The sequence below is a fragment of the Ruegeria sp. CDSC085 genome (genome assembly GCF_059610465.1).
This window is the reverse complement of record NZ_JBXWNR010000013.1, coordinates 31049-57316: the sequence shown is the minus strand read 5'-3', so window position 1 is coordinate 57316 and position 26268 is coordinate 31049. Positions and strand designations below refer to the sequence as shown.

The window sequence follows — 26268 nt, the reverse complement described above, 5'->3', positions numbered from 1 at the left end:
AACCAGCAGGCGTTCCACCTGTACCTGCGTAGGCCGTCAGTTTACATGTTCGACAACCCCACGCCGTCAAGCTTCTGTGGTCACTTGAAGTGTCTCTCTTCCATCGGCAAGCCTTACCCTTACAGGCCCCGTTCTTCGAGCTATGACAAAAAACAATATCGCAATGCAAAAAGTTCCGACCAGTATTGCCGCGATCAGCCTGGCGTCAATCCTGCTTTCCGACAATGTGATCGTCTTCAGGACGCTGCCCCTTATTTGTAGGCATCATTAAACAAAGTTGATAGAGTTTTGATCCCCCGCCTTCACGGGCGTGAGAGTTCGAGTCTCTCCTTGGTACCACACCCAACATATCAACCGCAAAGGCGTCAGCAAACAGCCCAGAAGCCTTGATCAAACTGCTGACCCCGCCTTTGATCTTCATGTCGTATTTGAGGTGTTCTGTAATCTGCTACGAAAGCCACAACTTTCTCGTCCTGCATCAGCAGAAAGGTCATCTCATCTTCGACAGAATAGAACGTGGCTTCGACCTCGATCGAGCTGGTCCCGATGCACCACTTGTCAGATCCGCCAGAACGTTCAAGCGTGACATGCCCTCCGACCACATCCGAGACGCGGTTCGCGCTGTCTCGAGGTGAATTGCGCCGGAGAGAAGGTCAAGTGTTGGATTTGGAGCGTTCGGAGGGACCCACACTGTACCCGATGAAGTGATGGGGAAAGTTAAGGATTTAACCTCAAATATGCGAATTGACGCAGGTCAGGCAAGTGCCGGCCTTGACATTGGGGGTATCTGAATGAAACCTCACAAGGGTTGGGAGAAATTGGAAAATTCAAAGAGTTGTAGCCGTTGCGATGCGGGCCGGTTTGTATTATCGGCACGCTTCTCTGAGCAAGGCGATCAATCTGATTTCCAACTGCCAGACAAAAAAGTGGGAGTTAACAAATGAAAAACAGCAGCAAATTGAGCGTCGGCGCCTTCGTCACGGCAGCCCTTTTGGCTCCGGCGGCATATGCCGAAGAGTTCATTACAATCGGTACCGGCGGTGTAACCGGCGTTTACTATCCGACCGGCGGCGCGATCTGTCGTCTGGTCAACAAGGGCCGGAAAGAGCACGGCGTGCGCTGCTCGGTCGAATCGACCGGTGGTTCAGTTTACAACATCAACACCATTCGCGAAGGCGAGCTGGAGTTTGGTGTGGCCCAGTCTGACTGGCAGTACCACGCCTACAACGGCACCTCGAAATTCGAAGAAGCTGGCCCGTTCGAAGGCCTGCGCGCCGTGTTCTCGGTCCACCCCGAGCCCTTCACCGTCGTGGCCCGTGCCGATTCCGGCATCACCAACTTCGAAGACCTGAAGGGTAAGCGCGTCAACATCGGCAATCCGGGTTCCGGTCAGCGCGGCACCATGGAAGTCCTGCTGGGCGAAATGGGCTGGACCACCGACGATTTCGAACTGGCGACCGAGCTGAAAGCGGCTGAACAGTCGGCAGCCTTGTGCGACAACCAGATCGACGCGATGGTTTACACCGTTGGTCACCCCTCGGGTTCGATCCAGGAAGCCACCACAGCCTGTGACTCGGTTCTGGTGAACGTCAGCGGTGAGGCCGTGAACAAGCTGGTCGGCGACAACTCGTTCTACCGTACCGCAACCATTCCCGGTGGCATGTACCGTGGTTCGGACGGTGACACCGCGACCTTCGGTGTCGGAGCAACTTTCGTGACCTCGGCAGATGTATCGGATGATGCTGTCTATGCGGTCGTCAGCTCGGTCTTTGAAAACTTCGATGATTTCAAAAAGCTGCACCCGGCATTTGCAAACCTGAAGCCCGAAGAGATGATTGCGGACGGCCTGTCGGCTCCGCTGCATCCGGGTGCCGAGAAGTACTACAAAGAAAAAGGCTGGATTCAGTAAACCAGACCTGACGCAGGGCGCCCAAGGGCGCCCTGCACAAAACCCGTAAGAAACGGGGTTTAGATGGCCGTAAAATGGCCGCGACGGGGAGACATTTGATGAATTCCGACACTCAATCCAATCGTCCGCTTTCCGAAGAAGAGCTTCAGGATCTGGTTGCATCTTCTGACGCAGGAGGGCGCAATCCGGTCGGGAACGTGGGCGTTTTCCTGGCGATCGTGGCCGCGATCTGGTCAATATTTCAAGTTGTTCTGGCTTCGCCCCTGGCGAACTATGTCTTGCCCGGAAGCGTCGTGAACAATGCACGGCAATTCCACCTGGCTTTTGCCCTATTTCTGGCTTTTGCGGCCTATCCGGCGCTCAAATCCAGCCCCCGGAACTATATCCCGATTCAGGATTGGATCATGGGATTGGTGGGTGCGTTCGTCGCGCTGTACGGCTATTTCTTTTACGACAAGATCGTCAATGCGGGCGGTTTGGCTGACGACACCGACAAATGGGTTGCGTTGCTTGGCTTGATCCTGCTGTTCGAGGCTGCGCGCCGTGCGCTTGGCCCGGCCATGGCAATCATTGCAACGATATTTTTGGCTTATGTCTTTTTCGGTGCCTCAGAATGGGTGCCTGAAGTTATCCGCTGGAAGGGCGCGAGCCTGAAAAAGGCGATGAGCCACATGTGGATCACTTCAGAGGGCGTGTTTGGTATCGCACTGGGTGTTTCCACGAAATTCGTCTTCCTGTTCGTGCTGTTTGGCGCATTGCTGGATAAAGCGGGGGCAGGGAACTACTTTATCAAGATGGCCTTTGGGGCCCTGGGCCACCTGCGTGGTGGTCCGGCCAAGGCGGCGGTTGTGGGTTCGGCTGCGACCGGCCTGATCTCGGGTTCGTCGATTGCCAATGTTGTCACCACCGGCACATTCACCATCCCGTTGATGAAACGTGTCGGGTTCAGCAGTGAACAAGCGGGCTCGGTCGAGGTTGCCAGCTCGGTCAACGGGCAGATCATGCCGCCGGTGATGGGGGCCGCTGCGTTCCTGATGGTGGAATATGTGGGCATTTCTTACGTCGAGGTGATCACCCACGCCTTCCTGCCAGCCGCGATTTCCTACATCGCGCTGGTCTATATCGTGCACCTTGAGGCGGTGAAACGGAACATGCCCACGCTGGGCGACCGCGATGTGCATCTGGCGCGGACCGTGGTGGGGATGCTTGGATTCTTCCTGGTTTTTGCAGGTCTTTGCTATGGATCACAATTCCCCGTGGATGCCGTGACAAGCTTGGTGCCGTCGGCGGCCGGTCTGGTGCTGAGCCTGATTATCTGCGCGGTATATGTCGCCCTGCTGTATCTGGCTGCCCAGGTGCCTGACTTGGAACCGGACGACCCGAACGCAAAAGAGGTTACGCTGCCGGTTATCGCCGATATCTACAAGGCAGGTCTGCATTACCTGCTGCCGATCATCGTTCTGGTTTATTTCCTGATGATCGAACAGAAGTCACCGGGCCTGTCTGCCTTCTGGGCCACATCGCTGCTGTTTGTCATCCTGCTGACGCAGAAGCCGCTGAAAGCGATGTTCCGAGGGCAGAGCAACCTCTACAACAGCTTTATCGATGGTGTTGCCGACCTGTGGCAAGGACTGATCGACGGGGCACGCAACATGATCGGCATCGCGCTTGCCACGGCAACCGCGGGCGTGATCGTGGGAACCGTCACGTTGACGGGTGTTGGTCAGGTGATGGCCGATCTGGTCGAGTTCCTGTCGGGCGGCAATCTGATCCTGATGCTGGTCATGGTCGGGCTGCTCAGCCTGATCCTGGGCATGGGTTTGCCGACAACGGCGAACTATATCGTTGTCAGCTCGCTGATGGCTGGGGTGGTTGTTGAACTGGGTGCGCAAAGCGGGCTGATCGTTCCCCTGATCGCTGTCCATCTGTTCGTTTTCTACTTCGGGATCATGGCCGACGTGACACCTCCGGTCGGACTGGCCAGCTTTGCCGCTGCGGCTGTGTCGGGCGGCGATGCAATCAAAACCGGTTTCACGGCGTTTTTCTACAGCCTGCGTACCGTGGCGCTGCCCTTTGTCTTCATCTTCAACACAGATCTCCTGCTGATCGATGTAACGTGGGTTGAGGGGATTCTAGTCGCCATTTTCGCGACCATAGCGATCCTGGTGTTTACGGCTGGAACGATGGGGTATTTCCTGACCCGCAGCCGGATCTATGAAAGCATCGCCCTGATTTTCGTGGCATTCGCCCTGTTCAGGCCGGACTTCTTCATGGACCGCATCGCGCCTCCATTCCAAACGGTTGATCCGGCCGCGTTCGAAGAGACAATCGGTCAAACTCCGCCCGGAACGGAGGTACGGTTGGTGGTTTCCGGACCTGATTTCGACACGCTCGAGATGGTGGATACCACCGTCGTCGTCACCGTCGGAGAAGAGGAAGGCGGAGCCGCACGGGTCGAGGCAATGGGCCTGCTGTTGATCCCCGAGGACGGGTTGGTCAAGCTTGAAGAGCCGCTGTTCGGCACACCTGTGGCTGACGATCTGGGAATCTTCGATTACTATGGGGATGAGGCCGTGCGCCTGACTTCGGTCAGTCTGCCGTCGAGCCAGCCGCCGAAGCAATTGGTTTATATCCCGGCGATGATCCTTCTCGGCCTTATCGCTTTCCTGCAACGCGGTCGTGCCGCAAGACAAGGAGTGCCCGCATGACACGTTCTGTTCTGTGTGCCGTTGATATCAGCAACGGCGAGATTGATGCGCCGGTCCTGAAAAAAGCAGCTGCGCTGGCCGATATGGAAGGGGCGCAACTTGACGTCGTGACCGTGTTGCCTGATTTCGGGGAAAGCTGGGTGTCGGGTTTTTTTGAATCCGGTTTTCACGACAAGGCATTGGAGGAAGCGCAAGCCAAGCTGACTGCGCTGTGCGTATCGACTCTGGGTGCTGAGCGAAACAAAAAAATCCGCCATGTCGTAGCGACGGGAACAGCCTATCAGGAGATCCTGAAAACGGCCGAAAGCGCCGGTTCCGACCTGATCGTGATCGGTGCTCACAAACCGGACTTCAAGGATTACCTGCTTGGTCCGAACGCCGCGCGCGTGGTGCGGCATTCCAACGTTTCCGTTTACGTGGTGCGCTGACCGCGAAATCATATCCAGTACGCAACTGTGTCGAAACGCCGACGGCAGCCCGCTGCCGTCGGATAGTTCAGGAAGCATCTGTGCAGCAGCTGTTTCAGTAGCCTGTCATTTCCAGATAACCAACGCCTTCGTGGCTGCCTGTGACTGTAACCGGGCCTTCCCAGTATTCGAAACGCGTACCCATCCACGCGTCTGGCGTCAGGGCAGTTACCGCGACGTCTATGCCTCGACTTGAAAGCAGGACGCGCCACTGCGTCGGGACTTCGCGCCCGGCGACCTGATCGGTCGCAAGCGGCTCAAGCCTGACGGATCCGTTGGGGATCGCCTCGGTACTGCCGTCTGAATTGATCCATGTGGCCGAAGTAAAATCGCCACGACTGCCGCGCAGGCGAAAGGCCATCAGTTTGTCTCCGTCCTCAAAGCTGAGAGAAAACCAATCCCAGCCGGTTTGATCCTCGGCCAGGGGTTGCGAAGACCATTCCCGGTCCAGCCAGCCCTGACCAGTGACGCCCATATCACCGTCCGGCAGATGCAGAACGCCCTCAACTGAGTAGAAGGGCTGCGAATAATAATAGCTGGCCTGCCCGTTGGCTGATTTGACCGAATGGCCGGCGTTGCCGTGAAACACCAACGGGCCTTGTGCCGTCAGCGCAAGATCATACCCGAACTCTGTGCCGTTTGCTGTCAGGGTCAGGGTGTCAAGATCAGGTCCGGCCATGCGCCATTCGTCGATCCAGGCCTCGAACGGTTGCGCCGTAACCCCTGCCTGCCCGATCCCCCCACGCGACAGGCGTTCAGCAAAGTAATGGGCTTTGGGCGTGGTGGCCGCTGCATGGCCCATCCAGATTTGCGGGCTTTGCCAGCCATCAGCTTCAAACGGTTTCAGGGCGGACCGAAAAAGGGTCCATTGAATGCCATAGTCGCGCCCGTCTTCGCCTTTGAGGTTGGCCGTTAGATACCACCACTCGATCCTATAGGCGGGATGAGGTCCATGGTCTTTGGGAAAGTCGAATTCGAACCCCGCCTGTGGTATCTCGAATCCTTCGGCCGATCCTCCAAGACCAGCAAAGCCCTGTGCCCAAAGCGGCGATGGGCACAGAAGCGCAAGAACGACCAAAAGGGCTTTAACGTTCATTGGCGAACACTCTCAGCAGATCGGCAGGGGGCAGACGCAACATACGCAGCGCGGGCAGGGTGGCGGCAATCAGGGCGGCCAGCAAGGTCAGCAGGAACAGCCAGAGCCAATCCCACGGGAAGACGAACATCGGTAGCCGCCAGCCAAAGGCCTGTACATTGATCACTGCCAAAAGAACCCAGGCAAGGATCAGACCCAGCGGCAGTGCCAGACAAGCGGTCAGAGCGGCAAGCAACACGCTGCGCAGCAGCTCCAGCTGTGCCAATTGGGTCCGGTTCAGCCCCAGTGCCCAAACCGGGGCGATTTGCGGCAAACGTTGTGTCCACAAGGTCAGCAAGCTTGTAAGTATGGCAAAACCTGCAACGCCCAAAGTCAGGATATTCAACGCGGAAGTGACGACAAAGGTTTTCTCGAAGATTGCCAGCGATTGAGCCTTCATGGCGGCCTGCTGAACCACGCCCTGACGCGGCAGGGCGAAACGGTCCCGCAAGGTTTGCGCCAATTCACTCGCCTGCTCGGGGTTCAAACGGATGCCAAACCGTCGGGTCTCTGCCCCCGGCGCGATGCGGTCAAGCTGGGCCATCGAAACAATGGCTTGCCCGGTCGGGTTTCCATAATCCGAATACACCCCGGCTATGGTCAACGCGTGATCCGGGGATAGCGTCAGCGTATCTCCGGGCCAGAGGTTCGCGCGCCGTGCCAGTTGTTCGTTGATCAAAACCGCGTCTCCAGCCATGACGTCTTCCCAAACGGTCGCGGTTGCCGAAATCAAGGGCCAGTGCTGCCGATAGGTCGGATCATCTACGACCCCGTACAAGAACAATGGTCCTGTCTCGAGCGACAGTTCCACGTTGCGAATTGGCAGGATGGCGTCGACCTGTGGTCGCAGCCACTCGGTGATCTCGCGCCCTTGTTCTTCGTCACGGACGGTCAGGTAGAGCTCCGAAGTCAGGCGTTGGTCGAGCCAGCCGACAAAGGTCAGCCGGAAACTTGAAACCATTGTGCCCACACCGATATTTGCTGCAAGCGCAAGCAACAGGGCCATCAGAGCAAGCGACAGCCCGGGCAATTGTGCACGCATGTCGGCCCAGACCCACTGCGCCACGGCACCGCGTGCCCTGTGGGAAAAGACAGAAAGCGCGAAGGTCAGAAGCGATGGTAACAAAAGGGCAGCACCGGTCAGCAACCCGGCCAACAGAATGAAGCCGGCCACCAATCCACCGATGCCGAGATAGGCGATAGTACCTCCGGTGATCAGTGCCACGCCAAGTAAACCTGCCAGATGGCGTGCGCCCGCGTTGTCCTGCCAGGCTTGGACACCAGGCCCTGCCAGCAGTGGCATACGAGATAATCGCCACAGCGCATGGCCACTGGCGATCAGGGTGCCGAAGAGTGCCATGGCGATCCCGGCAAATACCCAATGCGGATGCATCGTCAATTCTCCGGTCACAGGGGCACCGTACAGGCCGCGCAGGGTCGCGGCGACATCGGGCAACAACGCTCCGGCCAGAAAGAAACCAAGCAGCAACCCCATGAATCCACCGATCAGGGCCAGAACCGTCAGCTCAGTCAGGATCAAAAAGACCAGCCGCCGCATGGAAACACCCAGCGCGCGCAATGTGCGGATCATGCCGCGGCGTTGGGCAAAGGCCAGCCCGACAGTACCGTTCACGATGAACAGGCCAACGGCAAAGGATAACAGACCAAAGGCAGACAGGTTCAGGTGAAAACTGTCCGTCAATCGTGCGGTATCGACTTGCGAGGAGGGGCCGGAGCGCTCCAGTTCAGGTGCGATCTCGGTCAGGGGGGGGCGATCACGCGGTTGATTGGGCAGGACAATGAGGCGCGAAATCAAACCGGGTTGGTTCAGCAAGGTTTCCGCTACGCCGATATCTGTCAGAATAACATCAGGGGGCAGCGCCGTGGTGAATGAAACTGGAGGAAGGTTGCTTTGGTCGCGGAACAGAGGCGCGAGTTCTTGCGCGATCAGGAGGCGCCCTGGAGCGGTCAGCATGTCAGCGGGCTCGGGCGGCGCGACGCTTTGCTCTGCCTCGGTCATGGCTGGCAAGGCGGGGTAGGCGACCATGTCCACGCCCATCAGACGCAAAGTGCGGCCTGCGATCCGATAGGGGCCTTCCAGAACGGCCGCTACCTGCCAGCCTGAGCGACGCAGATCAACGTAACGAGTGACCGGGATCAAACCAGATGGATCGTGCAGTTCGTCGAACTGCCCAAGGGCGAGTTGCGCGTTGGCCCGGGCATAGCTTACACGTGCTTCGGCATTGATGGCCTGAACCGCGGACCAAAGACCCGTGGCCAACGCGATGCCTGTCAAAAGCGTCGCAAGTTGCAACCAGTGCACCCGCCAATGTGACATCAAAGCCTGAATGATGGCAGTTGTCATTGGATGCGACCACCGCATAGCTGGACGTTTCGATCCAAGCGGGCCGCTATCTGTTGGGAATGGGTGACCAACAGAAGTGCTGCGCCGGTATCGGCCACCAGTGTCAACATCAGATCCAGTACTTTTGCGCTGGCGGTTTCATCCAGATTGCCCGTGGGCTCATCCGCCAGCAGCAGTTTCGGGCGCGCAGCCATCGCACGACCAATCGCCACCCGTTGCTGTTGCCCGCCGGACAGGTTTTCGGGATATCGGTCCAAAAGATCCGACAGACCCAGACGTTCGATCAGCTGTGCGGTCCACCCAGCATCTTCGGCACCGGCAAGGCGGGCATGAAACGAGAGGTTTTGCGCAACGGTCAGGGATGGGATCAGGTTGAACTGCTGAAACACCAGCGAGACCTGCCTGCGCCTCAACTCGGCCCGACCGGCATCGTCCAAAGGGGACAGAGGCGCACCGTTCAGAGTGATTTCACCTCCGTCGAAACAGTCGAGTGCAGCGGCAAGATTTAACAGAGTGCTTTTGCCACTGCCGCTTTCTCCTGTCAGGGCCAGAGTTTGCCCGTGATCTAGGGTCAGCGACACGTCACGCAGAACCGGACGCCCGCCGGGATAGGTTTTCTGAACACGGTCGATGGTCAACAGCATGATCTGGCCTTTTTCTTCCAAGGATGTGCAACGGAATTCCAAACTGTCCAGTGCGGACCCGCACCCGGTTCCATTCGCCGCAGGTTGTCATCACGAGCGCCGGGGTTGTGCCCTGCACCTCAAAGGGTCATTCTGCCCGGACGGTCCACTATCGTAAATCAGGATGAAAAACATGACGTTGCTGCATCAGATCGTTTTGGGCAGTACTTTTCTGGCGCTCTGCTTCGTGGTCGAGATTCTTTTGTTAACCTGGTGTACTGTCACGATCATTAAACGAGATGAGAAATGGTCCGCCAAAGGAGTGTTTTTCGCAACGGCAGCACCGATCGCAGTGTCTTTGGCGTTTATCGTTGCCACGCATACGATTCAGGTCTGGATCTGGGCCATCGTATGGGTGTTGCTTGAGGTTCTGCCGGATTGGAACTCGGCCATCTATTTCTCGTTGGTGACGTTTACCACTCTGGGATACGGCGATATCGTTTTGGGCGAAGGTTTGCGTATCTTCGGATCCTTTGCCTCGGTTGCAGGTCTTTTGGCTTTTGGTCTGTCGACCGCTTATCTGGTGGCGATGATGACGCGCGTCTTTCAGGAGAAATTCTTTTCCTAGAGGATTGGCGCAAACAACCGCGCCAAGGGGGCGCCAAACCGGATATGCGGTGGTTGCTGGGTCAAACTGCGCGTCAATTCATAGCTTGCCTCGAAATCCGCACGCAGCATGTGATCAACAGCCAGCGCTGCGCGAGAATCGAAAAACAGGGCCATCGCCTCAAAGTTCAGCCGGAAGGACCGGTTGTCCAGATTTGTCGTGCCGACCGCGGCCAGCGTGTCGTCAACCACCAACACCTTCTGATGCATGAAGCCGTCCGTATAACGGAACACACGCACGCCGCAGTCGCGGATTTCGTCGAAATAGGCAAAAGCAGCCAGCCAGGGTAGCCGATGGTCAATCACATCCGGGACAAGGATACGAACGTCCACCCCGCGCATCGCTGCATGTTGCAGGGCGGTCATGACGTCGATGTCTGGCACAAAATAGGGCGATGCGATCCACAATCTTTCTTTCGCCTCGGCGATTGCCGAAAAGAACATCATGGCGCCGGTTTCGGTTTCGTCTCCGGGTCCGGTGGCCACCAATAGGGCATTCATGTCTTGCTCGGCCACGCTACCTGCCCAGTCGAGGTCATCAATCAGGTCTTCATCACGGGCCCAATGCCAGTCTTCGGTGAAGATGAGCTGCAATTGCCGGACGATGTGGCCGGTCATTTTGATATGCGTGTCGCGCCAATGGCCGAAATGCGGGTCTTCTCCCAGATATTCAACGCCCACGTTGTGACCGCCGATAAAACCTGTTTCACCGTCGATAATGACGGTTTTGCGGTGATTTCGGTAATTCAGCTGAAACCGGAAATTCGGGCCGCGTTGACGGCGAGGGTCGGCCACGTCAATTCCCGCATCGCGCATCGTGTCCAGGTAGGTGCTTGGCAACCCATAGCTGCCGACAGCATCGATCATGAAACGGACATGCACCCCACGTTTCGCGGCCTCGATCAGCTTGGTCTGAAGCTTGCGGCCCAGCGCGTCGTCTCGGACGATGTAGAACTGGATCAGGATATAGTTCTTGGCCTCGTCTATCGCCTCGAAAATGGCGTCAAACGTTGCCTGACCATCGATCAGGAGCTGTGCTCCATTGCCACTGGATACCGGAAGGTGGGCCAGAAACTCGAATGGTCGTGGATTGATCGGCATCGTGGACGGATCAGGTCGGGAATAGTCGGCAAAGGTCTTGATCCCTTCGACGACCCGTTCGCTTTGCTGGCGCGAGATGCGATAGCCGCGAAACCTGTGGTGCCCCAGAAACAGGTACATCGGCACCGCAAAGACTGGCGCCGATACCAAAAAGACCACCCAGCCAACGGCTCCTTGTGGGGTGCGCGCGGTTTGTGCAGCGCGCACCGAAAACACAAATGCAGTTGCATATAGCGAAAAAACAAAGATGGATACAAGCAATGTCCACATGGGCGGTAAGTCTTTCGGGCCGTTCAGTTTCCTCCAGTGTAGACCCGCGACCAGTCTTTCGCCATATCGACGATGACCCAGCCTTTGTCTGGCCCCTGATCCAGACCGTCAACCAACCGCCCGATCGGGCTTTCCCGATCATAGGCCCATTCCCGCTCGGCATCCGTATGGTGGATCAGAACCCCCAGACGTGGTCCGTCGCCTGAGGTTGTCCAGTCCAGCATGGCGAAATCTCCATCTGAATTTCCGCCGGCCAGAATGGGGCGTTTGCCGATTGTGCGTTCGATGTTGATGGGTTTGCCTTCCTTGTCGTCGATGAAGGCAATCCCGGGGGCCTTGACGACAGTCGGGACGCCATCGACATCTTCGAAGGTCGAATTTCCATAGGTGCCCAGAATCTGTTCCGGCGGGATGCCATAGGCCTGTTCCGCAAAGACCCGCATGAAGTGAATGCCGCCGCCCGAGACAATATAGGTCTTGAACCCTTCGTCCCGCAGATAGCGCAACAGCTCGACCATGGGCTGATAGGTCATCTGGTCATAAGGCAATCCGGTGTCCGGGTGACTGGCTTCGGCCAGCCATTGCGCGACTGCTGCCTGAAACGCCTCGACAGTGGTTCCGGAATGCGATGCGTTGACGACTTCGATCAAAGCATCGTGACCGCCTTGAAGAACGGTCGCAAGATCACCTTCGGCAGCGGCTTTCAAAGCAGGTGTGGACAGGATCGAAGGATCCTGTTCCGCCAGCTCAGAAAGCCTGTCCATGGCGAAAATGAACTGGAAATACACCGGCTGTTCAGCCCAGAGTGTTCCGTCATTGTCGAATACTGCGATCCGGGCTGCCGGGGTTACATAGCTTGCGTTTTCAGGGTCCGTCACCGCCTCGACAAATTCAACGATACGGTCCCGCGTTTCCGAGTCCGCCCATGAGGGCAGCGGATCTGCGGATGCCGTGACGCTTGCAAATCCATTCAGTACGACTGCAACAGCCAATGCTAGGGGCGCTCTTGTCATGGCTTGTTTCCTTCGACGCATGTTTTGGTAAAAATACCGTTGTTAAAACAAGAAACCCGCAGCGCCGTTCAGGTGCTGCGGGTTCAGGTGTCGCGAATTTACTTGGAGCCGACCTGACTGAAGATCTTGTCCTTGGCGTCGCCAATCGTAAAGCTGCCCGGCTTCTGACGCGGAGGGAACTCTTCGAATGTTTCCAGGAACTTGCCCACATATTCTGCCGCAGGCAGCAGCAAATAAACACGGTCTATATACCAATCCCAATAGGTGTTGGAAGTGATATTGGCCCGCTCGTACGGATCGCGGCGAAGGTTGAAGAGCAACGGAATACGCAGTTCGGTCCAGGGCTCAGCCCAGGCTTGCAAAGTCTGCGGATAGCGGTGCTCAAGAAACACTGCTTTCCAGTCATCATACCGCAACGCAGTCAGGTCACCATCGTCAGAGAAGTAGAAAATCTCGTGACGCGGGCCTTCATCTGTTTCACCGGTCAAGTAAGGCAGGAAGTTGTATCCATCCAAATGCACTTTGTAGTCTCGTCCGCCGCCAACTTCGGCTACGGTGATCCCTTCAAGCAGCTGTTCCTTGATGTCTGGATTTCCCGCAACCGCCAAATAGGTCGGCAACCAGTCCATGTGATGCATGATCTCGTTGCTGACCGAGCCGGCGTCGATTTTGCCGGGCCAGCGTACCATTGACGGAACACGCCAACCGCCTTCGTAGTTGGTGTTCTTTTCACCACGGAACGGTGTCATTGCCGCATCCGGCCAGGTGTTCATGTGCGGGCCGTTGTCGGTGGAATAATGTACGATCGTGTTATCCGCGATCCCAAGTTCATCCAGCAGGGCAAGGAACTGGCCGATATGCATGTCATGCTCGATCATACCTGCTTGGTATTCATCCATATGCTTGCCGGCGATTTCGTCGGCTTTCGTGCGCATTTCGTCTTTGACATGAGTACGGAAGTGCATTCTGGTGCCCGACCACCAAACAAACCACGGAACACCTTCTTCCGTTTTGCGCGTAATGAAGTCGAGCGCGGCCGCAACCGTTTCGTCATCCACCGTTTCCATGCGCTTTTTGGTCAACGGGCCGGTGTCTTCGATCATCCCGTCAGCACTGGATTTTATGACCCCGCGCGGACCGAACCGTTCGCGGAATTCCGGGTTTTGGGGGTAGTCTTCGTTTTCAGGCTCTTCCTCGGCGTTCAGGTGGTAGAGATTTCCGAAAAATTCATCAAACCCATGATTGGTCGGCAACATCTCGTCCCGATCGCCCAAGTGGTTCTTACCAAACTGACCGGTTGCATAGCCTTGAGCTTTTAGTAGGCCGGCAATCGTTGGATCTTCAACCTGCATGCCCTCTTTTGCGCCTGGCAAACCAACTTTGGACAATCCGGTACGGAACACAGACTGGCCCATGATGAACGAGGACCGACCAGCCGTGCAGGATTGTTCACCGTAATAATCGGTAAAGATCATGCCTTCTTTGGCAACCCTGTCGATATTGGGTGTCTGATATCCCATCAGACCCATGGTATAAGCCGAGATGTTGGATTGACCGATATCGTCGCCCCATATCACAAGAATATTGGGCTTTTGATCCTGCGCCCAGGCGGGCACGGCAAGGGCAACAGTTACGGTCGCCACTGCGAACCGGCGCAGTGTTCTGCGCCAATTATCTGCAATCATTCGTGGAGATGACATGAAGTGCTCCTGATTAATCGAGTCTTAACGACCCTGAAACGTGAAGTTTACTTGAAGCCGCTAGCTTATACTTTGCAGCTGCAAGCAAGTTGTTGATTGCCCGAATAAAAAACAGATACTTGTTCGAGCAGCGAACACAGCTATTTTATGCGATGAAACGTATCGAAAACTTATCATATGATCATTTTGAAAGATACAAATGTTTGATTCTGATGGGGATATGCGGATTCTGACCCAAACCGACTGGTTTGGCGCGCGCGATTCAAAGTTTCAGAATGATCTTATGACCGTCGCAATTCACAGAGCCTTCGATTCCGGAGAAACCCTTTACCACCACGGCGACCGGGCCAATGGTATTTTCGCGGTGCTTTCAGGCGCGCTTCAGATCACCGCACCTGCCGATGACGGACAGGAATTTGTCTTGCATCAGGATGGATCGGGTTTCTGGATCGGGGATCTTGCGCTTTTCGCCGAGGCGAAACGACTGGTGAGCGTCGTGACAACGCAAAAGACCCGCACGTTGTTTTTTCCCAGTTTCCGCGTGGAAAGATTGGTTCAGAAAAATCCGGAATACATTCGTGATTTCTATGCGTTGACCCATGAAAACATGAAGACGGCACTGCGCATCATGGCCAATCTTGCGGTTACGGGGTCTGAAAAGCGTCTGGTGCTGCGTCTGTTGCATCTTGACGAAGGCACTTTGAAATCAGATGGGTGGATTGTCGTGTCTCAGGAAGAACTTGCTGAAATGGTTGCGGTATCTCAGCCGACGTTGCACCGACATCTGCATCACCTGGCGAATCTGGGCCTCGTGGAATTGGGCTATGGCCGACTGAGGTTGATCGACAGGCGCAAACTGATCAGCAGCTGTCAAAGTTGAAACCTAGGGGTTGAGTGGCGGCAAGGATTTGCTCTTTCGTTCTTTTGAGCTGTTCAACGCACTTAGGTTTTGCATGGCAGCGTCCCAGTCTTCCGGGCCGTTTGTGGTGGTCGATGAATACCGCACTGCACCGATCTGCATCAGATTGCGTTCAAGATCCAGGGAACGCTCAGGGTGAGCGCTACGTGACTTCCAGAGATCCAATGCCTGATAAACCGCTGGCAAGTTTCGCGATTGCAAAGCTGCTCGCAGGGAATCGACGGCATATTTTTCCGAGGCAAGGTACTTGCGCTGCCGTTCAATTTTCCAGGTTTCATAGCGAGGGCGCAGAAATCGCCCAAAAGCCCAAAGCGCACATACAACAACGGTTAGATAAAGAGCGGACTTGAGGACGGCCCGCGCGTCAGGCGGCTGTCGTTTGGGTGGAGCCAGTGTAAGCTGGGTCGGGGTAAGTGATGCCGTTTCGATCTGACCGGTGTCCAGATTGAACCAGTCGAACGAAACCGCCGACAATTGTATGTGGCCGCCATCTTGGGCGATGTACACGGTTTCTTCGACACGTTGCCCGGACAGGACGCCTCGGTTTTCTGTTTCTGAAAACCGGGGCTCTTTGGGATAGGCACGAAGCAGTGGGCTTTGATCTTGCGGCGTCAACGCTGGGATTGTCAGAGCTGTGGTGCCAGAGATCTGCGCGCTTATCACACGCGTGATGGAATCGCCTGCCTGCATATCGGTCGGGCCGTCCAGCTTCTGATCAAGAGAGAAACCGGTTGCGATGATCAGCGGGTCAAGCCCTTGAGCGCCATCTGGGATTTCTGCATTGAGCTGTATGGGAGGAAGCGTCACCGAAACCTGGACCGGTTCATTGGACTGCGGATCGGCAAATGTCACGACAACCTCATGCGCTTCGAACGCGACCGGTCCTGGTGCCAACGGAAACAGGCGATAACTGCGCTGCACCCCAGACCACGTCTCTCCGTCCACCGTTTCGCTTACCGGACCAGAAGCCCTTTCAGGCAGGCGAGCCAGGATGTTTTGCTGCTCCAATGATGGAAAGGTGGGCGGTTGCGGCATGAAGGTCGGAACCAGAACCTTGATGCGAACAATTGCGGGTTGGCCTACGATGACGGCTTCGTTCGGGACGTCTACTGAAACCCGAGGTTGATAAGTTGAGCTGTCCTGAGCAGACACGGAAAGCGGCAGAAACAGAATGAAGACAACAAGGTATCTCATTCTGTTTGATCCTGGTTTTCCAATAGGAAGCGGTTTTTCAGAAAGTCCTGCATATCCGTGTCGATCATACTGATCCATTGGTCGGCTGACAGTGACTGCGGCCCGTCTTTGGCGGCTTGAACCGTGGTGTCACTGCCGCGTGCTGCGTCGTTGTCAAACACCGTATCATCTGCACCGATGCCAGCCTCTTCCCCTGTATCGGACTGTTCGCGCGTCGTTTCGACATAGTCCAGGATGGCTTTGGATACATCGAGATTATGCTGGGCTTCAGGCCAGTTGGGACGACGTTCCAAAGCTGCCTCGAACGCCGATATGGCTGGGCGATATTCGCGGTTTCTTATTCGGGCCATACCTTCGGCAAACGCAGCTTCCGGTGTGTCCAGCTTGGAAAAAACGGACGATGCCTCGGCGTATAGACCATCCCTGAGATAGGCATACCCCCTGCGATATGGGTCTTCGAACACCTCAGCCGCTTCACCAAACCGTTTTTGGTTCATCGCAATCTGGCCTTGTTGGTCGGGGGTGAAAAACCAGTCTCTCCATCCTTCTGCGCGCGCTCCGGATGTGGGCAACACAATCAAAGCCAGAATTGCCCATCGGACCACCCAGCCTTTTCGGAACCACAGCAGAGACAGCAGTGCAGCAGGCCAGGCCAGAATCCAGCCCTTATCCTGCCAGTCCAGGCGATCATCGTCATCCAGGGCGGCAGTATAGGCTGATTGAATACGGCGCGTCAGCTGAGTGACGTCCCGGTCGTCGTTCGAAAACGCCACCACCGATGCATTTTGGATGTTGTCCAACTGAGCAATTCGACCACCGACAGGCAGCATAGTGAGAAAGAAAATTTCAGTATTCGAGGAGCTTAACCCAGATACCTGAGATGGATCGAGGTCATCGAGCACGAACAACACAGCGCCCGGGCTATCGCTGTCATTCAGAATGGACTGAGCCAACTCAAGCGCATCGGCTGCGGCATCGCCATCCTTCGGCATTACCGCGGGCGTCAACCCCTCAAGCAACGGACGGAGTATATTCGCGTCTTCTGTCAACGGGGCAACTCGGTGCGGCGTTCCTGCATATGCGATCAGGGCGGTTCGAGCACCGGCGCGTTCGTTGATCAGATCGGAAATCTTGAACCGTGCCCGATCCAGCCGGGATGGCGCAAGGTCCGAGCTTTCCATACTATCGGTGACTTTGAGAGCGATCACCAACGGGGCAGTGTCCGCGATCAGCGGGTTGGGTGCGCGTGACCACGTTGGACCTGAGGCCGCAAATATGACAAGCGTTGCAATGATCATCGCAGCATCAATGGGCTGCGTGCACCGGGTGTCTTCTTTGCCCAGCAACAAGGCTTCTGCAAGATGCGGGGCGATCCCTGTCGGCAGTTTGGTTTCTGCCAGCGGTTTGGATCTGATCCTCCACCACAGCGCAAGGATGGGGATGAGAAGCAGCAGGTAATAGCCTCGGATAAAATGGAAATCAGCCAGATCCATTGTCAGACGACCCCGCGGTGCCGCTGGGTGAAATGGAACCTGGCCATGCTGACCATAATGACGATCGACGCAAATAGTAACGGAATATGGGCAAGGCTATGTTTGGGCCGATAGCTTTGTGTTTCCACAATTCTGGGGTTTAGTTCATCAATGCGTTCATAGGTCTGTTCGAGAGCCGAGGCGTCGTCGGCAAAGAAATACTCTCCGCCCGTACGCGCGGCTATGTCCTTCAAAGCCTCCAAATCCACACGATCTTCACCCGTTGCATTCGGGTCTCCGACACCAATCGTATAGACAACCACGTTCTTTTCCGCAGCAATTGCCGAGGCATTGACCGGTGTCATGCGACTGGATGTATCGGCGCCATCGCTGAGTACGATCATCAGGCGTTGCTCAACCTCGCTGGACTCAAAGGTTCGAATGCCAAGTCCGATGGCATCGCCTAAAGCTGTGTTCGGACCCGCCATGCCAACTTGAGTTTGGTCCAGGAACCCATTCAAACTGTTCAGATCTTCCGTGAAGGGCGCTTGAATGAACGCGCGTGTTCCGAAGATGATCAACGCCATCCTGTCGCCATCTCTTTCAGAGATGAACTGTTTCAGAACTTCTTTGACCGCCTCCAGCCTTTGCATCGGTGTACCGGACCCGGACTCGAAGTCCCGCTGATCCATCGAGCCAGAGATATCCAGCGCCAAAACCACATCTCGGGCAGATTTCTCTATAACGATGGGGTCGCCCAATCGTTCCGGACGGGCCAGCGCCAGAACCAGCAGAAGCCAAATCAATACCACGTTGGCGGTTTGAAGCCAGGCACGGCCGCGGATCATTGACCCGGATTTCGGCTCGGCGCCTGCTGCTTGCGCAACGCGGCGGAAAAACGGAATGCGAATAGACGCGGTTGTTTCCCGCCGGGGTGGAGCAATGGCGTAGACCAGCACCGGCAGCGGCAGCAGCAAAAACACCCACGGTGCAGAAAAGGAAACCATCACGTTCCCCGATGCAGTTTATGGGATTTGATCCAATGCCGAGCAAGTTGTGTCAAGGCGCGGTTTGGCGGAAGGTCCTTGTACGGCGCTTCGATCAATGATTGCCCAATGTCAGATAAAAAGTTCGTATCATCAGATGTTTGCGAAAGGAAATTCAACCAATCATCCCCATGAATTCCTGCGACTTGCCTGCGCGGATATGCGACCAACGCGGTGCGGCGAAGGATTTCGGCAACTTTTGCCGACGTGATATCCGGGTTTGCAAGCTCTGCCAGCGCATGGTGTCGATACGCGTTTGCCTGTCTTCGTCGGACGAAAACAACACTGACTAGTACAACAAAGCCAAGCAGAATAACAGCCAGCGCTAACCACCCCCATGTCTGCGGAAGCATCGAAACAGTCGCAGGTTCTGGTGTCGGCTCGAGCATATTCAGCAGATCAACCAGAGATTTCCCTGTCGTGTCGATGCTCATTTCTGCCCCCCGCGATGCCCGAACAGATACAGCAACTGATCCAGAGCAGGTTCCGCCGTTGTCAAAGGAACAACCGGAAAACCGTATCGCCGGGACCAAGTATGCAGTTGGTTCAACCTGTCTTCCATGGATTTGCGAATTTTCCCGGACAATTCGGGGTCGGCACTGTCGATTTCGATCTGGTCTTTCCCGTCCGAGACCGTGAGTTTCAGATTGGGCGCCAGTACCTTGGCTGTTCTGTCAGCAATATTGAACACGATCAGATCGTTCGAGAACGCAATACGGCGCAGCAAGGATTCCGATCTTTCATCAAGCCCGTCACAGTCGGAAAACAGGCAAACCAGCCCGTTGGTTTGGGACATACGCGCGGCTTCGGACAACATGTTATTCAAAGCCACGGTTGGTTGCGGGTTCAAGGCAGCGTGCAAGGCCGAATTGGCAGCCCCGATTGATGACAAAAACCGCATAAGCGCCGCAGCGCGGCGCTGTGGCCTGTGTTCTGCAACGCTCGTGTCGCTGAAGACCAGGCCTCCAACACGATCGCCCTGATCGAGAACGCGATGCGCAGTGATTGCGGCAGCTTCGGCAGCGATGACCGACTTCATGTACACTTCTGTTCCAAAGAACATCGAAACGCGCTGGTCGACCAGCAGCAGGGCAGGGCGGTCTCGTTCCTCGGTATAGACCCTAACATGGGGCTCCCCGGTTCGCGCCGTGACTTTCCAGTCAATTGTGCGGATATCGTCGCCCGGTTGGTAGTTTCGCAATTCTTCGAAGTTCAGGCCGCGTCCGCGCAGGCGTGATGCGTGTGTTCCATTCAGGATCGACCGGGCGGGCTGACGTGGCAAAAAGCTCAGAGCACGAGAATGCGGTTCCAGACGCAAGAGGTGATCCGCACTGACGTGAATGCGGGGATCATCGGGATATGTTGTGGATTGATGCACCCGGCCAACCCGAACCGTCAGGGCAGCGCGACGAGACGCAGGATTTCCGCGATCACGTCATCTGCCGTTTTGGCGTTCCCCTGCGCCTCAAAACTCAGCGTGATGCGGTGACGGAACACGTCATGTGCTATGGCTCGAATATCCGCAGGGTCCACATAATCGCGCTGGTTCATCCACGCATGCGCTCGACCGCATTTGTCCAATGCCAATGAGGCACGCGGGCTGGCGCCGATTTCGATCCAGCTGGCCAGTTCTTCGCTGAGCGCCGCAGGCGTCCGGGTCGCCTGAACCAGATCGGCCATATAGCGGTCCATTGCATCCGAAACATGGATCTGCCCAATTTCCGAACGCGCTGCAAAAACGGCGTCCTGCGGGATCGTCGGTGGTGGCTCGCTTGACGCGCCTTTCCCGGCCGCGATCTCCTCGCCCCGTACCAGTCGGATCACTTCAACCTCATCCTCGACCGGCGAATAGGTGATCTGAACATGCATCAGGAACCGGTCCATCTGCGCTTCGGGCAGGGGATAGGTGCCTTCTTGTTCAATGGGGTTCTGGGTTGCCATCACGATGAACAATGGTTCCATTTTGTGGGTGGTTCCGGATACCGTGACCTGCCGTTCTTCCATCGCTTCCAGCAATGCGGCCTGTACCTTTGCCGGTGCCCTGTTGATCTCGTCAGCGAGGACGATGTTGGCAAAGATCGGACCGGGTTCAAAGCGAAAGGTGCCGCCCTCATCACTCTGTTGAAACACCTCGGTTCCCGTCACGTCTGAAGGCAGCAGATCAGGCGTGAACTGGATCCTGCTGAAATCCGCATCCAGATTGCGTGCCATCGCCTTGACTGCACGTGTTTTGGCCAATCCGGGCAGACCTTCGATCAGAAGGTTTCCGTTGGCCAGCATCCCGATCACCAGTCGGTCGATGACCTCGGTTTGCCCGATGATGGACTGGCCCATGCGGGCCTTGAGATCAAGTATCTGATTAAGTGCATTCATGGGTGGTGGTCCAATCGGTGCCAAACTGGAAGAATTGAAGTGATAACGGAACAGGGGTTAAGCCGGTCAGGAATATCCCGAAATGTCGGAATGTTAGCAGGCTTTGACGGACCGATCTACTGTGAATGCCTGGGGGTGAGGTGGCGCAAATCGTTCCTCAGTTCCTGTCGTATGGGCCCGATGTTTGGCGCGTCTCGCAAACTGTCCAGCCAGTGGGGTTGAGGCGCCTGTCCTGCGGCCCTGCTCCAGGTCAGATCCCGCAGGGTTTTCTGTGCACCGACGTCAAGTGTGTCAGGAACTTCGAAATCATTCAGGGTGGCCCAAACGCCGCTCCACAAGCGTCCCACGGACCAGGGATTGTATCCACCGCCACCCAGAACCAGAAAACGAGGCGAAAGAGACTTCAGCGCCGCGACCGTTCGCCAATGCGCGTTGTTGGACAGGGTCAAACGCGAAAGCGGGTCTTCGGCCACGGCGTCGGCTCCGCATTGCAGGACAATCGCTTGCGGTTTGAACGCTTCGGTCGCTGGCAGGATCAATTGATCCAGAATGGCGGCAAATTCGTCGTCGTTCAGATGTCTTGGAACGGGCAGGTTGAAGGCCGCGCCACCGGCGTCTTCCTCAAGTTGGCCCGTGAATGGCCATCGCCGCGCCTCATGGACCGAGATCATCCGGACTCTGTCCGACCCGTGAAACGCAAGTTCAACCCCGTCGCAATGATGGGCGTCGATGTCGACATAGACCACGCGCTCTATGCCAGTGTTCAAAAGGGACTGTATCGCCAGAACCGGATCATTCAGATAGCAAAACCCGTTCGCCCGGTCCGCAAGGCCGTGGTGTGTACCGCCCGCAGGGTTGAAAACGATCCCGCCGTCCCGGATCAGTTCGGCGGCCAACATGGAACCACCGGCAGCGGTTGCAGGTCGGCGGTACATCTCGGCGAAGACCGGGTTCGACAGAGTCCCCAAACCGTATCTTTTCCGTGTTTCGTCCGTGACATGCTGGTCCGCTTCCGCCTTTTGCAGGGCGGCGATATAGTCCGGCGTATGAAACGTTTCCAATACACCGGGTTTTGCGCAGGGGCTGACGCGGTAGTTCTCGGACGTCAACCAACCCAGTTCGCGACACAGATCGATGACGGTTGAAACCCGCGGGATGGCCAGCGGGTGCTTTGAACCGTAGGTCGAGTTGCGGTAGATATCCGATCCGATGAAAAGGGGGCGCTTCATGACCTAGCTTGTTGTGGCCTGACTGTTATCCTCGCCCAACCTGCCATCCAGAGACATCAGAATGGCGACCGGCCGAAGTGCCGGGATGTGGCTGAAAACGATCAGGATGCATACTGTCAGAGGCACACTCAGAAACGCACCGATCAGGCCCCAGACCGTTGTCCAGAAGGTCAGTGCCAGAATGACAAGAAAGGTCGACATGTTCAGGGATCGACCAAGCATGGCCGGATCAAGGAAATTGCCGATCAGGAATTGGATCGTTCCACATCCCAGCACGATGACCAGGAAGGGGATGATCGTTTCGAATTGAACAAGTGCGATCATGGCCGGAAAAAACACGGCTATGATCGAACCGATCGAGGGGATGAAGTTCAGGGCAAAGGTCAGTACGGCCCAGGTTTCCGCGTATTCCAGACCAAGCGAGCGGAAAACCGTGTAGCTGATGGTTGCCGTTATCAGGCTGATCAGGGTTTTGACGCCGACATAACGCTGCAAGCTGACCGAAATCGCATCGAGCATGGTGGAAAACTCGGCTGCGGCGACGGGATCTCCGGCCGCCAGTTGGATCTTTTTCCGAAACGCCAGTCGTTCGGCCATAAGAAAGGCGACATACAGGCTGATCAGGAAAAACTGGTTCAACAATGAGGTGGCGCTGCCCAGCAATACGCGTGCGACATAGGACATGTCGATACTGACCAGATTGTCACGAATGAAGGTGGTCACGTCGTTGCCGACCAGTCCCGTTACACGCTCGACCGCACCATCAAACTGATTTTCATAGGTGCTGACGGAGCGAGCAAATTGCGTTGCCTGACTGCCCAGCACGTACATGATCATGAACAAACCCGCCAGTACGACGGTCACACCGGCGACATTGGCCAGCCAGACCGGAGCGCGGGTCACGGCTACGACGCGATCGCTCAGCGCTATGATCAGAACATTGACCAGTAGCGCCATGGCAAGCGGGATCAGGAAGTTCGCACCGGCATAGAGGCCCAGCACGATCAGTGTCGCGATGATGCATGTATCCCGGACAACGGACAGTCGAAGCCTGGGTCTTACCGTGATGTCTTCTTGATCCGGGGTCATTCGGTATCCTGTGTCTGGCAAAAGCAGTGCCCATTTCCCATCCTGCGTGACCCAATCCTGCACGCGAGGTCTTGTTTATGCAATGCGTTCAGGCGTTTGTTGGCCCTCATTCGCCAAATAGATATTGATGACGGGTTCTGTGTTCCATTTCGGCAGGTTAGGGTTGCAGCATGACCACTGCCGCGAATCCCCTGTTTGGCCGACCTGTTCAGGCGCTTTGGCTGTCGATCCGCCGGTTCAGCAGAAAGAACGGCTTTGTCATGAGCAGCCATGTCGCCATGTCGCTGATGATGGCGCTGTTTCCTTTTGTGCTGTTCACCGTGGCGCTGGCAGGGGCGTTGTCGCAAGGCTATGTCACGGATGAGTTGATTGACCTGATTTTCGGAGCGTGGCCCAATGATGTCGCCGATCCCATCGTGGCCGAACTGCGGGCCGTTCTGGCCGGATCCGGCTCGGGTGTTATCACCTTGGGTGGTCTGCTGGCGATTTATTTTGCCTCCAACGGCGTGGCCGCCGTGCGTGCAGCCATGAACCAGGCCTACCACGACGAGGACAGTTGGCCATTCTGGAAAACCCGGCTGCTCTGCCTGGTGCTGGTCATTCTGGGCGGGGCGGCCATTTTGATCATCGCCGCGGTCGAGGTGGTTTTGCCAGTCTATACGAAACTGGTGGCCGAACACACAGAAGGTGCCGTGGCCAACTGGTTTTCAGTGGATCGCCTGCGCTGGACGTTTACCGTGGCGGTTCCAGCGGGCACGGTTCTTCTGGCACATCTTGTGCTGCCAACCCGCAGGCACAGCCTGATGCAAATTCTGCCCGGCGTCCTGCTGACTTTGGCCTTGTGGGCGGCCGGTGGATGGGCTTTTTCAATTTATATCAGCCAGTTCGCCACCTACAGCGCCACCTATGCTGGATTGGCGGGGGCTATGGCGGCATTGATTTTCCTGTATCTCTATTCCGCGATCCTGATTTTGGGGGCCGAATACAATGGTGCATTGATTGATCTGCAAAAAGCCTCTGAAGGAGATATGGCATGAGATTTGCCCTGATACTGGCCTGCCTTGCAATCGCTGGCGAAATTCAGGCGCAGACGCCAGAGTATGTAGGTTCAGATCAGTGTACCGACTGTCATCAACAAGAAGCCGAAGCCTGGGCTGGGTCACACCATGCGCTGGCGTGGACAGATACCACTGACGGCGCTCTTGCGGCCGATTTTGACGGAACCCGGTTCGATCATGACGGTATGGCCGTGCAGTTCAAACGTGAGGCAGGCAGGTTCTCGGCCAGTGTAACGGAAACGGACGGTGTAACGACGGAGTATGACGTTCATTCCGTCGTTGGAATCGAACCCTTGCAGCAATACCTTTTTGAGACTGAACCGGGCCGGTTGCAAAGTTTTGACGTGGTTTGGGATACCGAGCAAAAGCGCTGGTATCACCTGTATCCTGATCAGGACCTGCCGCCTGATGACGGGTTGCATTGGACGGGCCCCTACAAGAGCTGGAACGCGCGCTGCGCCGAGTGTCACGCCACGGGATTTGAAAAAAACTACGATCCTCAAACCAGAACCTACACCTCTCAACAGGTCGAGATCGGGGTTGGGTGCGAGGCCTGCCATGGGCCGGGGTCTGCACATATCGATTGGGTCCAAGAACAGGGGTCTTCAGATGGCCTGGGCGACGCCGGCTTTCTGATGAGTTGGGGCAAAGGGCGGGCCGAAGAAGAAATACAGCAATGCGCCGGATGCCATTCCCGGCGCGAGGCGCATGGCAATGGAAACCCGGTTCCGGGAACCCCGTATCATGATGCGTATAATCTGGCTGTGCTGCGCCCCGGTTCGTATCATCCTGACGGGCAGATACTGGATGAGGTTTACGTCTATGGATCGTTCCTGCAATCCAAGATGTACGCGCAGGGCGTGGGATGCATGAACTGTCACGAACCGCACAGCGCAGAGTTGAAGGCCGAAGGAAATGGAGTTTGCACGCAGTGCCATTCATCCGCCGGAAACCCGGAGTTCCCGACCCTTGACCTCAAGGAGTACGACACCCCCGAGCATCACAAACATCCGGCAGACAGCGAAGGGGCGCAGTGCAAAAGCTGCCATATGATCGAGCGGACCTACATGGGTGTCGACGGTCGACGCGATCACAGCTTTCGCATACCGCGACCGGATCTGGGGCTGGGCGTTGATGCCTGCACAGACTGCCATCAGGGCGAAGATCAAGCTTGGGCTGCCGACCAGATAAAGGATTGGTTCCCAGGCTCGCCAAATCGGAGCGCGCATTACGGGACGGTTTTCAAGGCTGCGACCGAAGGGCAGCTCGACACGCCCGAGGGTTTGCTTTCCGTTGCAATGGATGCGTCGCAGCCGGGGATTGTGAGAGCGACCGCCGCATATCTTATGCAGCCGTTTGGCTCGCCAGAGATGGCCGCTGTCACGGCGCCGCTTTTGCAAGAAGATGACCCGCTGATACGAGCGAATGCAGTGGCGCTACAGCGTCAGGCCAGCGCGACAGATCAGGTGCAAAGACTTGAGCCCTTATTGTCTGATCCTTTGCGAAACGTGCGCATCGCTGCCGCCAAAGAGTTCCTGAGTATTCCTCCGCAGGCTTTGACACCTCAGCAACGGGCTTTAACCGGGAAGGGCATGTCAGAATGGCAGGAGTCGATTTCGAATAGGCTGGATGCCCCGGAAACCCACCTTGTACTGGGGGGCATGGCGTTGACGCTTCGCAACGCTCCTGCGGCGGAACAGGCCTTTCGCGAAGTTGTGACGCTGGACCCGCAGCGGGCCGAGGCGTGGCCTATGCTCGTGCAATTGGTGCAGATCAATCGCGGTCCGGAAGCTGCGCGAGCCGCCTTGCAAGAGGCATTGGACAAGTTGCCCGATGATCCGGCACTGCGGCAATTGTCGCAACAACTCAGCCCTTGAACCGGCATATACGTGCCCGATTTGCTCCATCTTCACGGCAAGATTCCCCGCTAA

Annotated in this window: 21 protein-coding genes; 7 read left to right on the top strand and 14 right to left on the bottom strand. The window is 56.5% G+C overall.

From position 1 onward, the window contains the following. The first annotated feature begins 940 nt into the window (after positions 1-940). The 3 genes from AC2FJB_RS16930 (at position 941) to AC2FJB_RS16920 (ending at position 5045) form a co-directional block, all read left to right on the top strand. Positions 941-1909, top strand: coding sequence for a TAXI family TRAP transporter solute-binding subunit (locus AC2FJB_RS16930; protein WP_496719651.1), 969 nt, complete (start codon positions 941-943; stop codon positions 1907-1909). 98 nt (positions 1910-2007) lie between these two features. Then, complete coding sequence (locus AC2FJB_RS16925; RefSeq protein WP_117868873.1) at positions 2008-4617, top strand: TRAP transporter permease; 2610 nt, start codon at positions 2008-2010, stop codon at positions 4615-4617. Continuing rightward, positions 4614-5045 carry a universal stress protein gene (locus AC2FJB_RS16920; protein WP_496676064.1) on the top strand — a complete coding sequence of 144 codons (432 nt, stop codon included), beginning with the start codon at positions 4614-4616 and terminating at the stop codon, positions 5043-5045. The genes AC2FJB_RS16925 and AC2FJB_RS16920 overlap by 4 nt, the downstream gene beginning before the upstream one ends. Positions 5046-5139: 94 nt before the next feature. Here AC2FJB_RS16920 and AC2FJB_RS16915 read toward each other — a convergent pair whose 3' ends face one another. From AC2FJB_RS16915 to AC2FJB_RS16905, 3 genes are read right to left on the bottom strand one after another with little or no spacing between them, the layout of a single operon-like run. After that, positions 5140-6180: a lipocalin-like domain-containing protein gene (locus tag AC2FJB_RS16915; protein ID WP_496719654.1), complete on the bottom strand. Its 1041-nt coding sequence runs from the start codon at positions 6178-6180 to the stop codon at positions 5140-5142. Beyond that, complete coding sequence (locus AC2FJB_RS16910; RefSeq protein WP_496719656.1) at positions 6170-8584, bottom strand: ABC transporter permease; 2415 nt, start codon at positions 8582-8584, stop codon at positions 6170-6172. Before AC2FJB_RS16910 ends, AC2FJB_RS16915 begins: the two co-directional genes overlap by 11 nt. Beyond that, complete coding sequence (locus AC2FJB_RS16905) at positions 8581-9228, bottom strand: ABC transporter ATP-binding protein (protein WP_496719658.1); 648 nt, start codon at positions 9226-9228, stop codon at positions 8581-8583. The genes AC2FJB_RS16910 and AC2FJB_RS16905 overlap by 4 nt, the downstream gene beginning before the upstream one ends. A 172-nt stretch (positions 9229-9400) precedes the next feature. On the opposite strand from AC2FJB_RS16905, the gene AC2FJB_RS16900 reads away from it, so the two are divergent. Further along, on the top strand, positions 9401-9835 hold the full coding sequence (locus tag AC2FJB_RS16900; protein WP_117868877.1) for an ion channel: 435 nt from the start codon (positions 9401-9403) through the stop codon (positions 9833-9835). Here the strand turns inward: AC2FJB_RS16900 and cls are convergent. The 3 genes from cls to AC2FJB_RS16885 all read right to left on the bottom strand — a co-directional run bounded on the left by cls (position 9832) and on the right by AC2FJB_RS16885 (position 13957). Then, positions 9832-11244 (bottom strand): cardiolipin synthase, encoded by a 1413-nt coding sequence (cls, locus tag AC2FJB_RS16895; RefSeq protein ID WP_496719661.1) that lies wholly within the window; start codon positions 11242-11244, stop codon positions 9832-9834. The two genes, AC2FJB_RS16900 and cls, sit on opposite strands and share 4 nt — an antisense overlap. A gap of 23 nt (positions 11245-11267) precedes the next feature. After that, complete coding sequence (locus tag AC2FJB_RS16890; protein WP_299893585.1) at positions 11268-12257, bottom strand: HAD family hydrolase; 990 nt, start codon at positions 12255-12257, stop codon at positions 11268-11270. 98 nt (positions 12258-12355) lie between these two features. After that, positions 12356-13957 (bottom strand): arylsulfatase, encoded by a 1602-nt coding sequence (locus AC2FJB_RS16885; RefSeq protein WP_117868880.1) that lies wholly within the window; start codon positions 13955-13957, stop codon positions 12356-12358. A gap of 199 nt (positions 13958-14156) precedes the next feature. On the opposite strand from AC2FJB_RS16885, the gene AC2FJB_RS16880 reads away from it, so the two are divergent. Continuing rightward, positions 14157-14837, top strand: coding sequence for a Crp/Fnr family transcriptional regulator (locus AC2FJB_RS16880; RefSeq protein WP_496719663.1), 681 nt, complete (start codon positions 14157-14159; stop codon positions 14835-14837). A gap of 3 nt (positions 14838-14840) precedes the next feature. Here AC2FJB_RS16880 and AC2FJB_RS16875 read toward each other — a convergent pair whose 3' ends face one another. The 8 genes from AC2FJB_RS16875 to AC2FJB_RS16840 form a co-directional block, all read right to left on the bottom strand. Beyond that, entirely contained in the window at positions 14841-16070 is a 1230-nt protein-coding gene (locus AC2FJB_RS16875) for a hypothetical protein (RefSeq protein ID WP_496719665.1), read from the bottom strand. After that, positions 16067-17563 carry a vWA domain-containing protein gene (locus AC2FJB_RS16870; RefSeq protein ID WP_496719667.1) on the bottom strand — a complete coding sequence of 499 codons (1497 nt, stop codon included), beginning with the start codon at positions 17561-17563 and terminating at the stop codon, positions 16067-16069. Before AC2FJB_RS16870 ends, AC2FJB_RS16875 begins: the two co-directional genes overlap by 4 nt. A 2-nt stretch (positions 17564-17565) precedes the next feature. Further along, a complete protein-coding gene (locus tag AC2FJB_RS16865) occupies positions 17566-18549 on the bottom strand; it encodes a VWA domain-containing protein (RefSeq protein ID WP_496719669.1) in 984 nt (327 codons plus the stop codon). Then, the gene (locus tag AC2FJB_RS16860; RefSeq protein ID WP_496719671.1) at positions 18549-19022 is read right to left on the bottom strand and encodes a DUF4381 domain-containing protein; all 474 of its coding nucleotides are present in this window, start codon (positions 19020-19022) and stop codon (positions 18549-18551) included. The genes AC2FJB_RS16865 and AC2FJB_RS16860 overlap by 1 nt, the downstream gene beginning before the upstream one ends. Continuing rightward, complete coding sequence (locus AC2FJB_RS16855) at positions 19019-19966, bottom strand: DUF58 domain-containing protein (RefSeq protein ID WP_496719672.1); 948 nt, start codon at positions 19964-19966, stop codon at positions 19019-19021. The genes AC2FJB_RS16860 and AC2FJB_RS16855 overlap by 4 nt, the downstream gene beginning before the upstream one ends. Positions 19967-19983: 17 nt before the next feature. Continuing rightward, positions 19984-20961 carry an AAA family ATPase gene (locus AC2FJB_RS16850; RefSeq protein WP_496719674.1) on the bottom strand — a complete coding sequence of 326 codons (978 nt, stop codon included), beginning with the start codon at positions 20959-20961 and terminating at the stop codon, positions 19984-19986. Between the two features lie 116 nt (positions 20962-21077). Further along, positions 21078-22190 carry an acetoin utilization protein AcuC gene (locus tag AC2FJB_RS16845; RefSeq protein WP_496719676.1) on the bottom strand — a complete coding sequence of 371 codons (1113 nt, stop codon included), beginning with the start codon at positions 22188-22190 and terminating at the stop codon, positions 21078-21080. A gap of 3 nt (positions 22191-22193) precedes the next feature. After that, positions 22194-23279: an AI-2E family transporter gene (locus AC2FJB_RS16840; RefSeq protein ID WP_299637725.1), complete on the bottom strand. Its 1086-nt coding sequence runs from the start codon at positions 23277-23279 to the stop codon at positions 22194-22196. Positions 23280-23449: 170 nt separating this feature from the next. Here AC2FJB_RS16840 and AC2FJB_RS16835 point away from each other — a divergent pair, with 170 nt between their 5' ends. Both AC2FJB_RS16835 and AC2FJB_RS16830 read left to right on the top strand, forming a co-directional pair. Further along, on the top strand, positions 23450-24316 hold the full coding sequence (locus AC2FJB_RS16835; RefSeq protein WP_496719678.1) for a YihY/virulence factor BrkB family protein: 867 nt from the start codon (positions 23450-23452) through the stop codon (positions 24314-24316). Then, positions 24313-26214 (top strand): cytochrome c3 family protein, encoded by a 1902-nt coding sequence (locus tag AC2FJB_RS16830; protein ID WP_496719680.1) that lies wholly within the window; start codon positions 24313-24315, stop codon positions 26212-26214. The genes AC2FJB_RS16835 and AC2FJB_RS16830 overlap by 4 nt, the downstream gene beginning before the upstream one ends. Positions 26215-26268 lie beyond the last annotated feature (54 nt).

Bases quoted from the DNA above. Each gene is read 5' to 3' on its own strand.
- AC2FJB_RS16930 (WP_496719651.1), top strand. From the start codon at position 941: ATGAAAAACAGCAGCAAATTGAGCGTCGGCGCCTTCGTCACGGCAGCC.
- AC2FJB_RS16925 (WP_117868873.1), top strand. From the start codon at position 2,008: ATGAATTCCGACACTCAATCCAATCGTCCGCTTTCCGAAGAAGAGCTT.
- AC2FJB_RS16920 (WP_496676064.1), top strand. From the start codon at position 4,614: ATGACACGTTCTGTTCTGTGTGCCGTTGATATCAGCAACGGCGAGATT.
- AC2FJB_RS16915 (WP_496719654.1), bottom strand. From the start codon at position 6,180: ATGAACGTTAAAGCCCTTTTGGTCGTTCTTGCGCTTCTGTGCCCATCG.
- AC2FJB_RS16910 (WP_496719656.1), bottom strand. From the start codon at position 8,584: ATGACAACTGCCATCATTCAGGCTTTGATGTCACATTGGCGGGTGCAC.
- AC2FJB_RS16905 (WP_496719658.1), bottom strand. From the start codon at position 9,228: ATGCTGTTGACCATCGACCGTGTTCAGAAAACCTATCCCGGCGGGCGT.
- AC2FJB_RS16900 (WP_117868877.1), top strand. From the start codon at position 9,401: ATGACGTTGCTGCATCAGATCGTTTTGGGCAGTACTTTTCTGGCGCTC.
- cls (WP_496719661.1), bottom strand. From the start codon at position 11,244: ATGTGGACATTGCTTGTATCCATCTTTGTTTTTTCGCTATATGCAACT.
- AC2FJB_RS16890 (WP_299893585.1), bottom strand. From the start codon at position 12,257: ATGACAAGAGCGCCCCTAGCATTGGCTGTTGCAGTCGTACTGAATGGA.
- AC2FJB_RS16885 (WP_117868880.1), bottom strand. From the start codon at position 13,957: ATGTCATCTCCACGAATGATTGCAGATAATTGGCGCAGAACACTGCGC.
- AC2FJB_RS16880 (WP_496719663.1), top strand. From the start codon at position 14,157: ATGTTTGATTCTGATGGGGATATGCGGATTCTGACCCAAACCGACTGG.
- AC2FJB_RS16875 (WP_496719665.1), bottom strand. From the start codon at position 16,070: ATGAGATACCTTGTTGTCTTCATTCTGTTTCTGCCGCTTTCCGTGTCT.
- AC2FJB_RS16870 (WP_496719667.1), bottom strand. From the start codon at position 17,563: ATGGATCTGGCTGATTTCCATTTTATCCGAGGCTATTACCTGCTGCTT.
- AC2FJB_RS16865 (WP_496719669.1), bottom strand. From the start codon at position 18,549: ATGGTTTCCTTTTCTGCACCGTGGGTGTTTTTGCTGCTGCCGCTGCCG.
- AC2FJB_RS16860 (WP_496719671.1), bottom strand. From the start codon at position 19,022: ATGAGCATCGACACGACAGGGAAATCTCTGGTTGATCTGCTGAATATG.
- AC2FJB_RS16850 (WP_496719674.1), bottom strand. From the start codon at position 20,961: ATGAATGCACTTAATCAGATACTTGATCTCAAGGCCCGCATGGGCCAG.
- AC2FJB_RS16845 (WP_496719676.1), bottom strand. From the start codon at position 22,190: ATGAAGCGCCCCCTTTTCATCGGATCGGATATCTACCGCAACTCGACC.
- AC2FJB_RS16840 (WP_299637725.1), bottom strand. From the start codon at position 23,279: ATGACCCCGGATCAAGAAGACATCACGGTAAGACCCAGGCTTCGACTG.
- AC2FJB_RS16835 (WP_496719678.1), top strand. From the start codon at position 23,450: ATGACCACTGCCGCGAATCCCCTGTTTGGCCGACCTGTTCAGGCGCTT.
- AC2FJB_RS16830 (WP_496719680.1), top strand. From the start codon at position 24,313: ATGAGATTTGCCCTGATACTGGCCTGCCTTGCAATCGCTGGCGAAATT.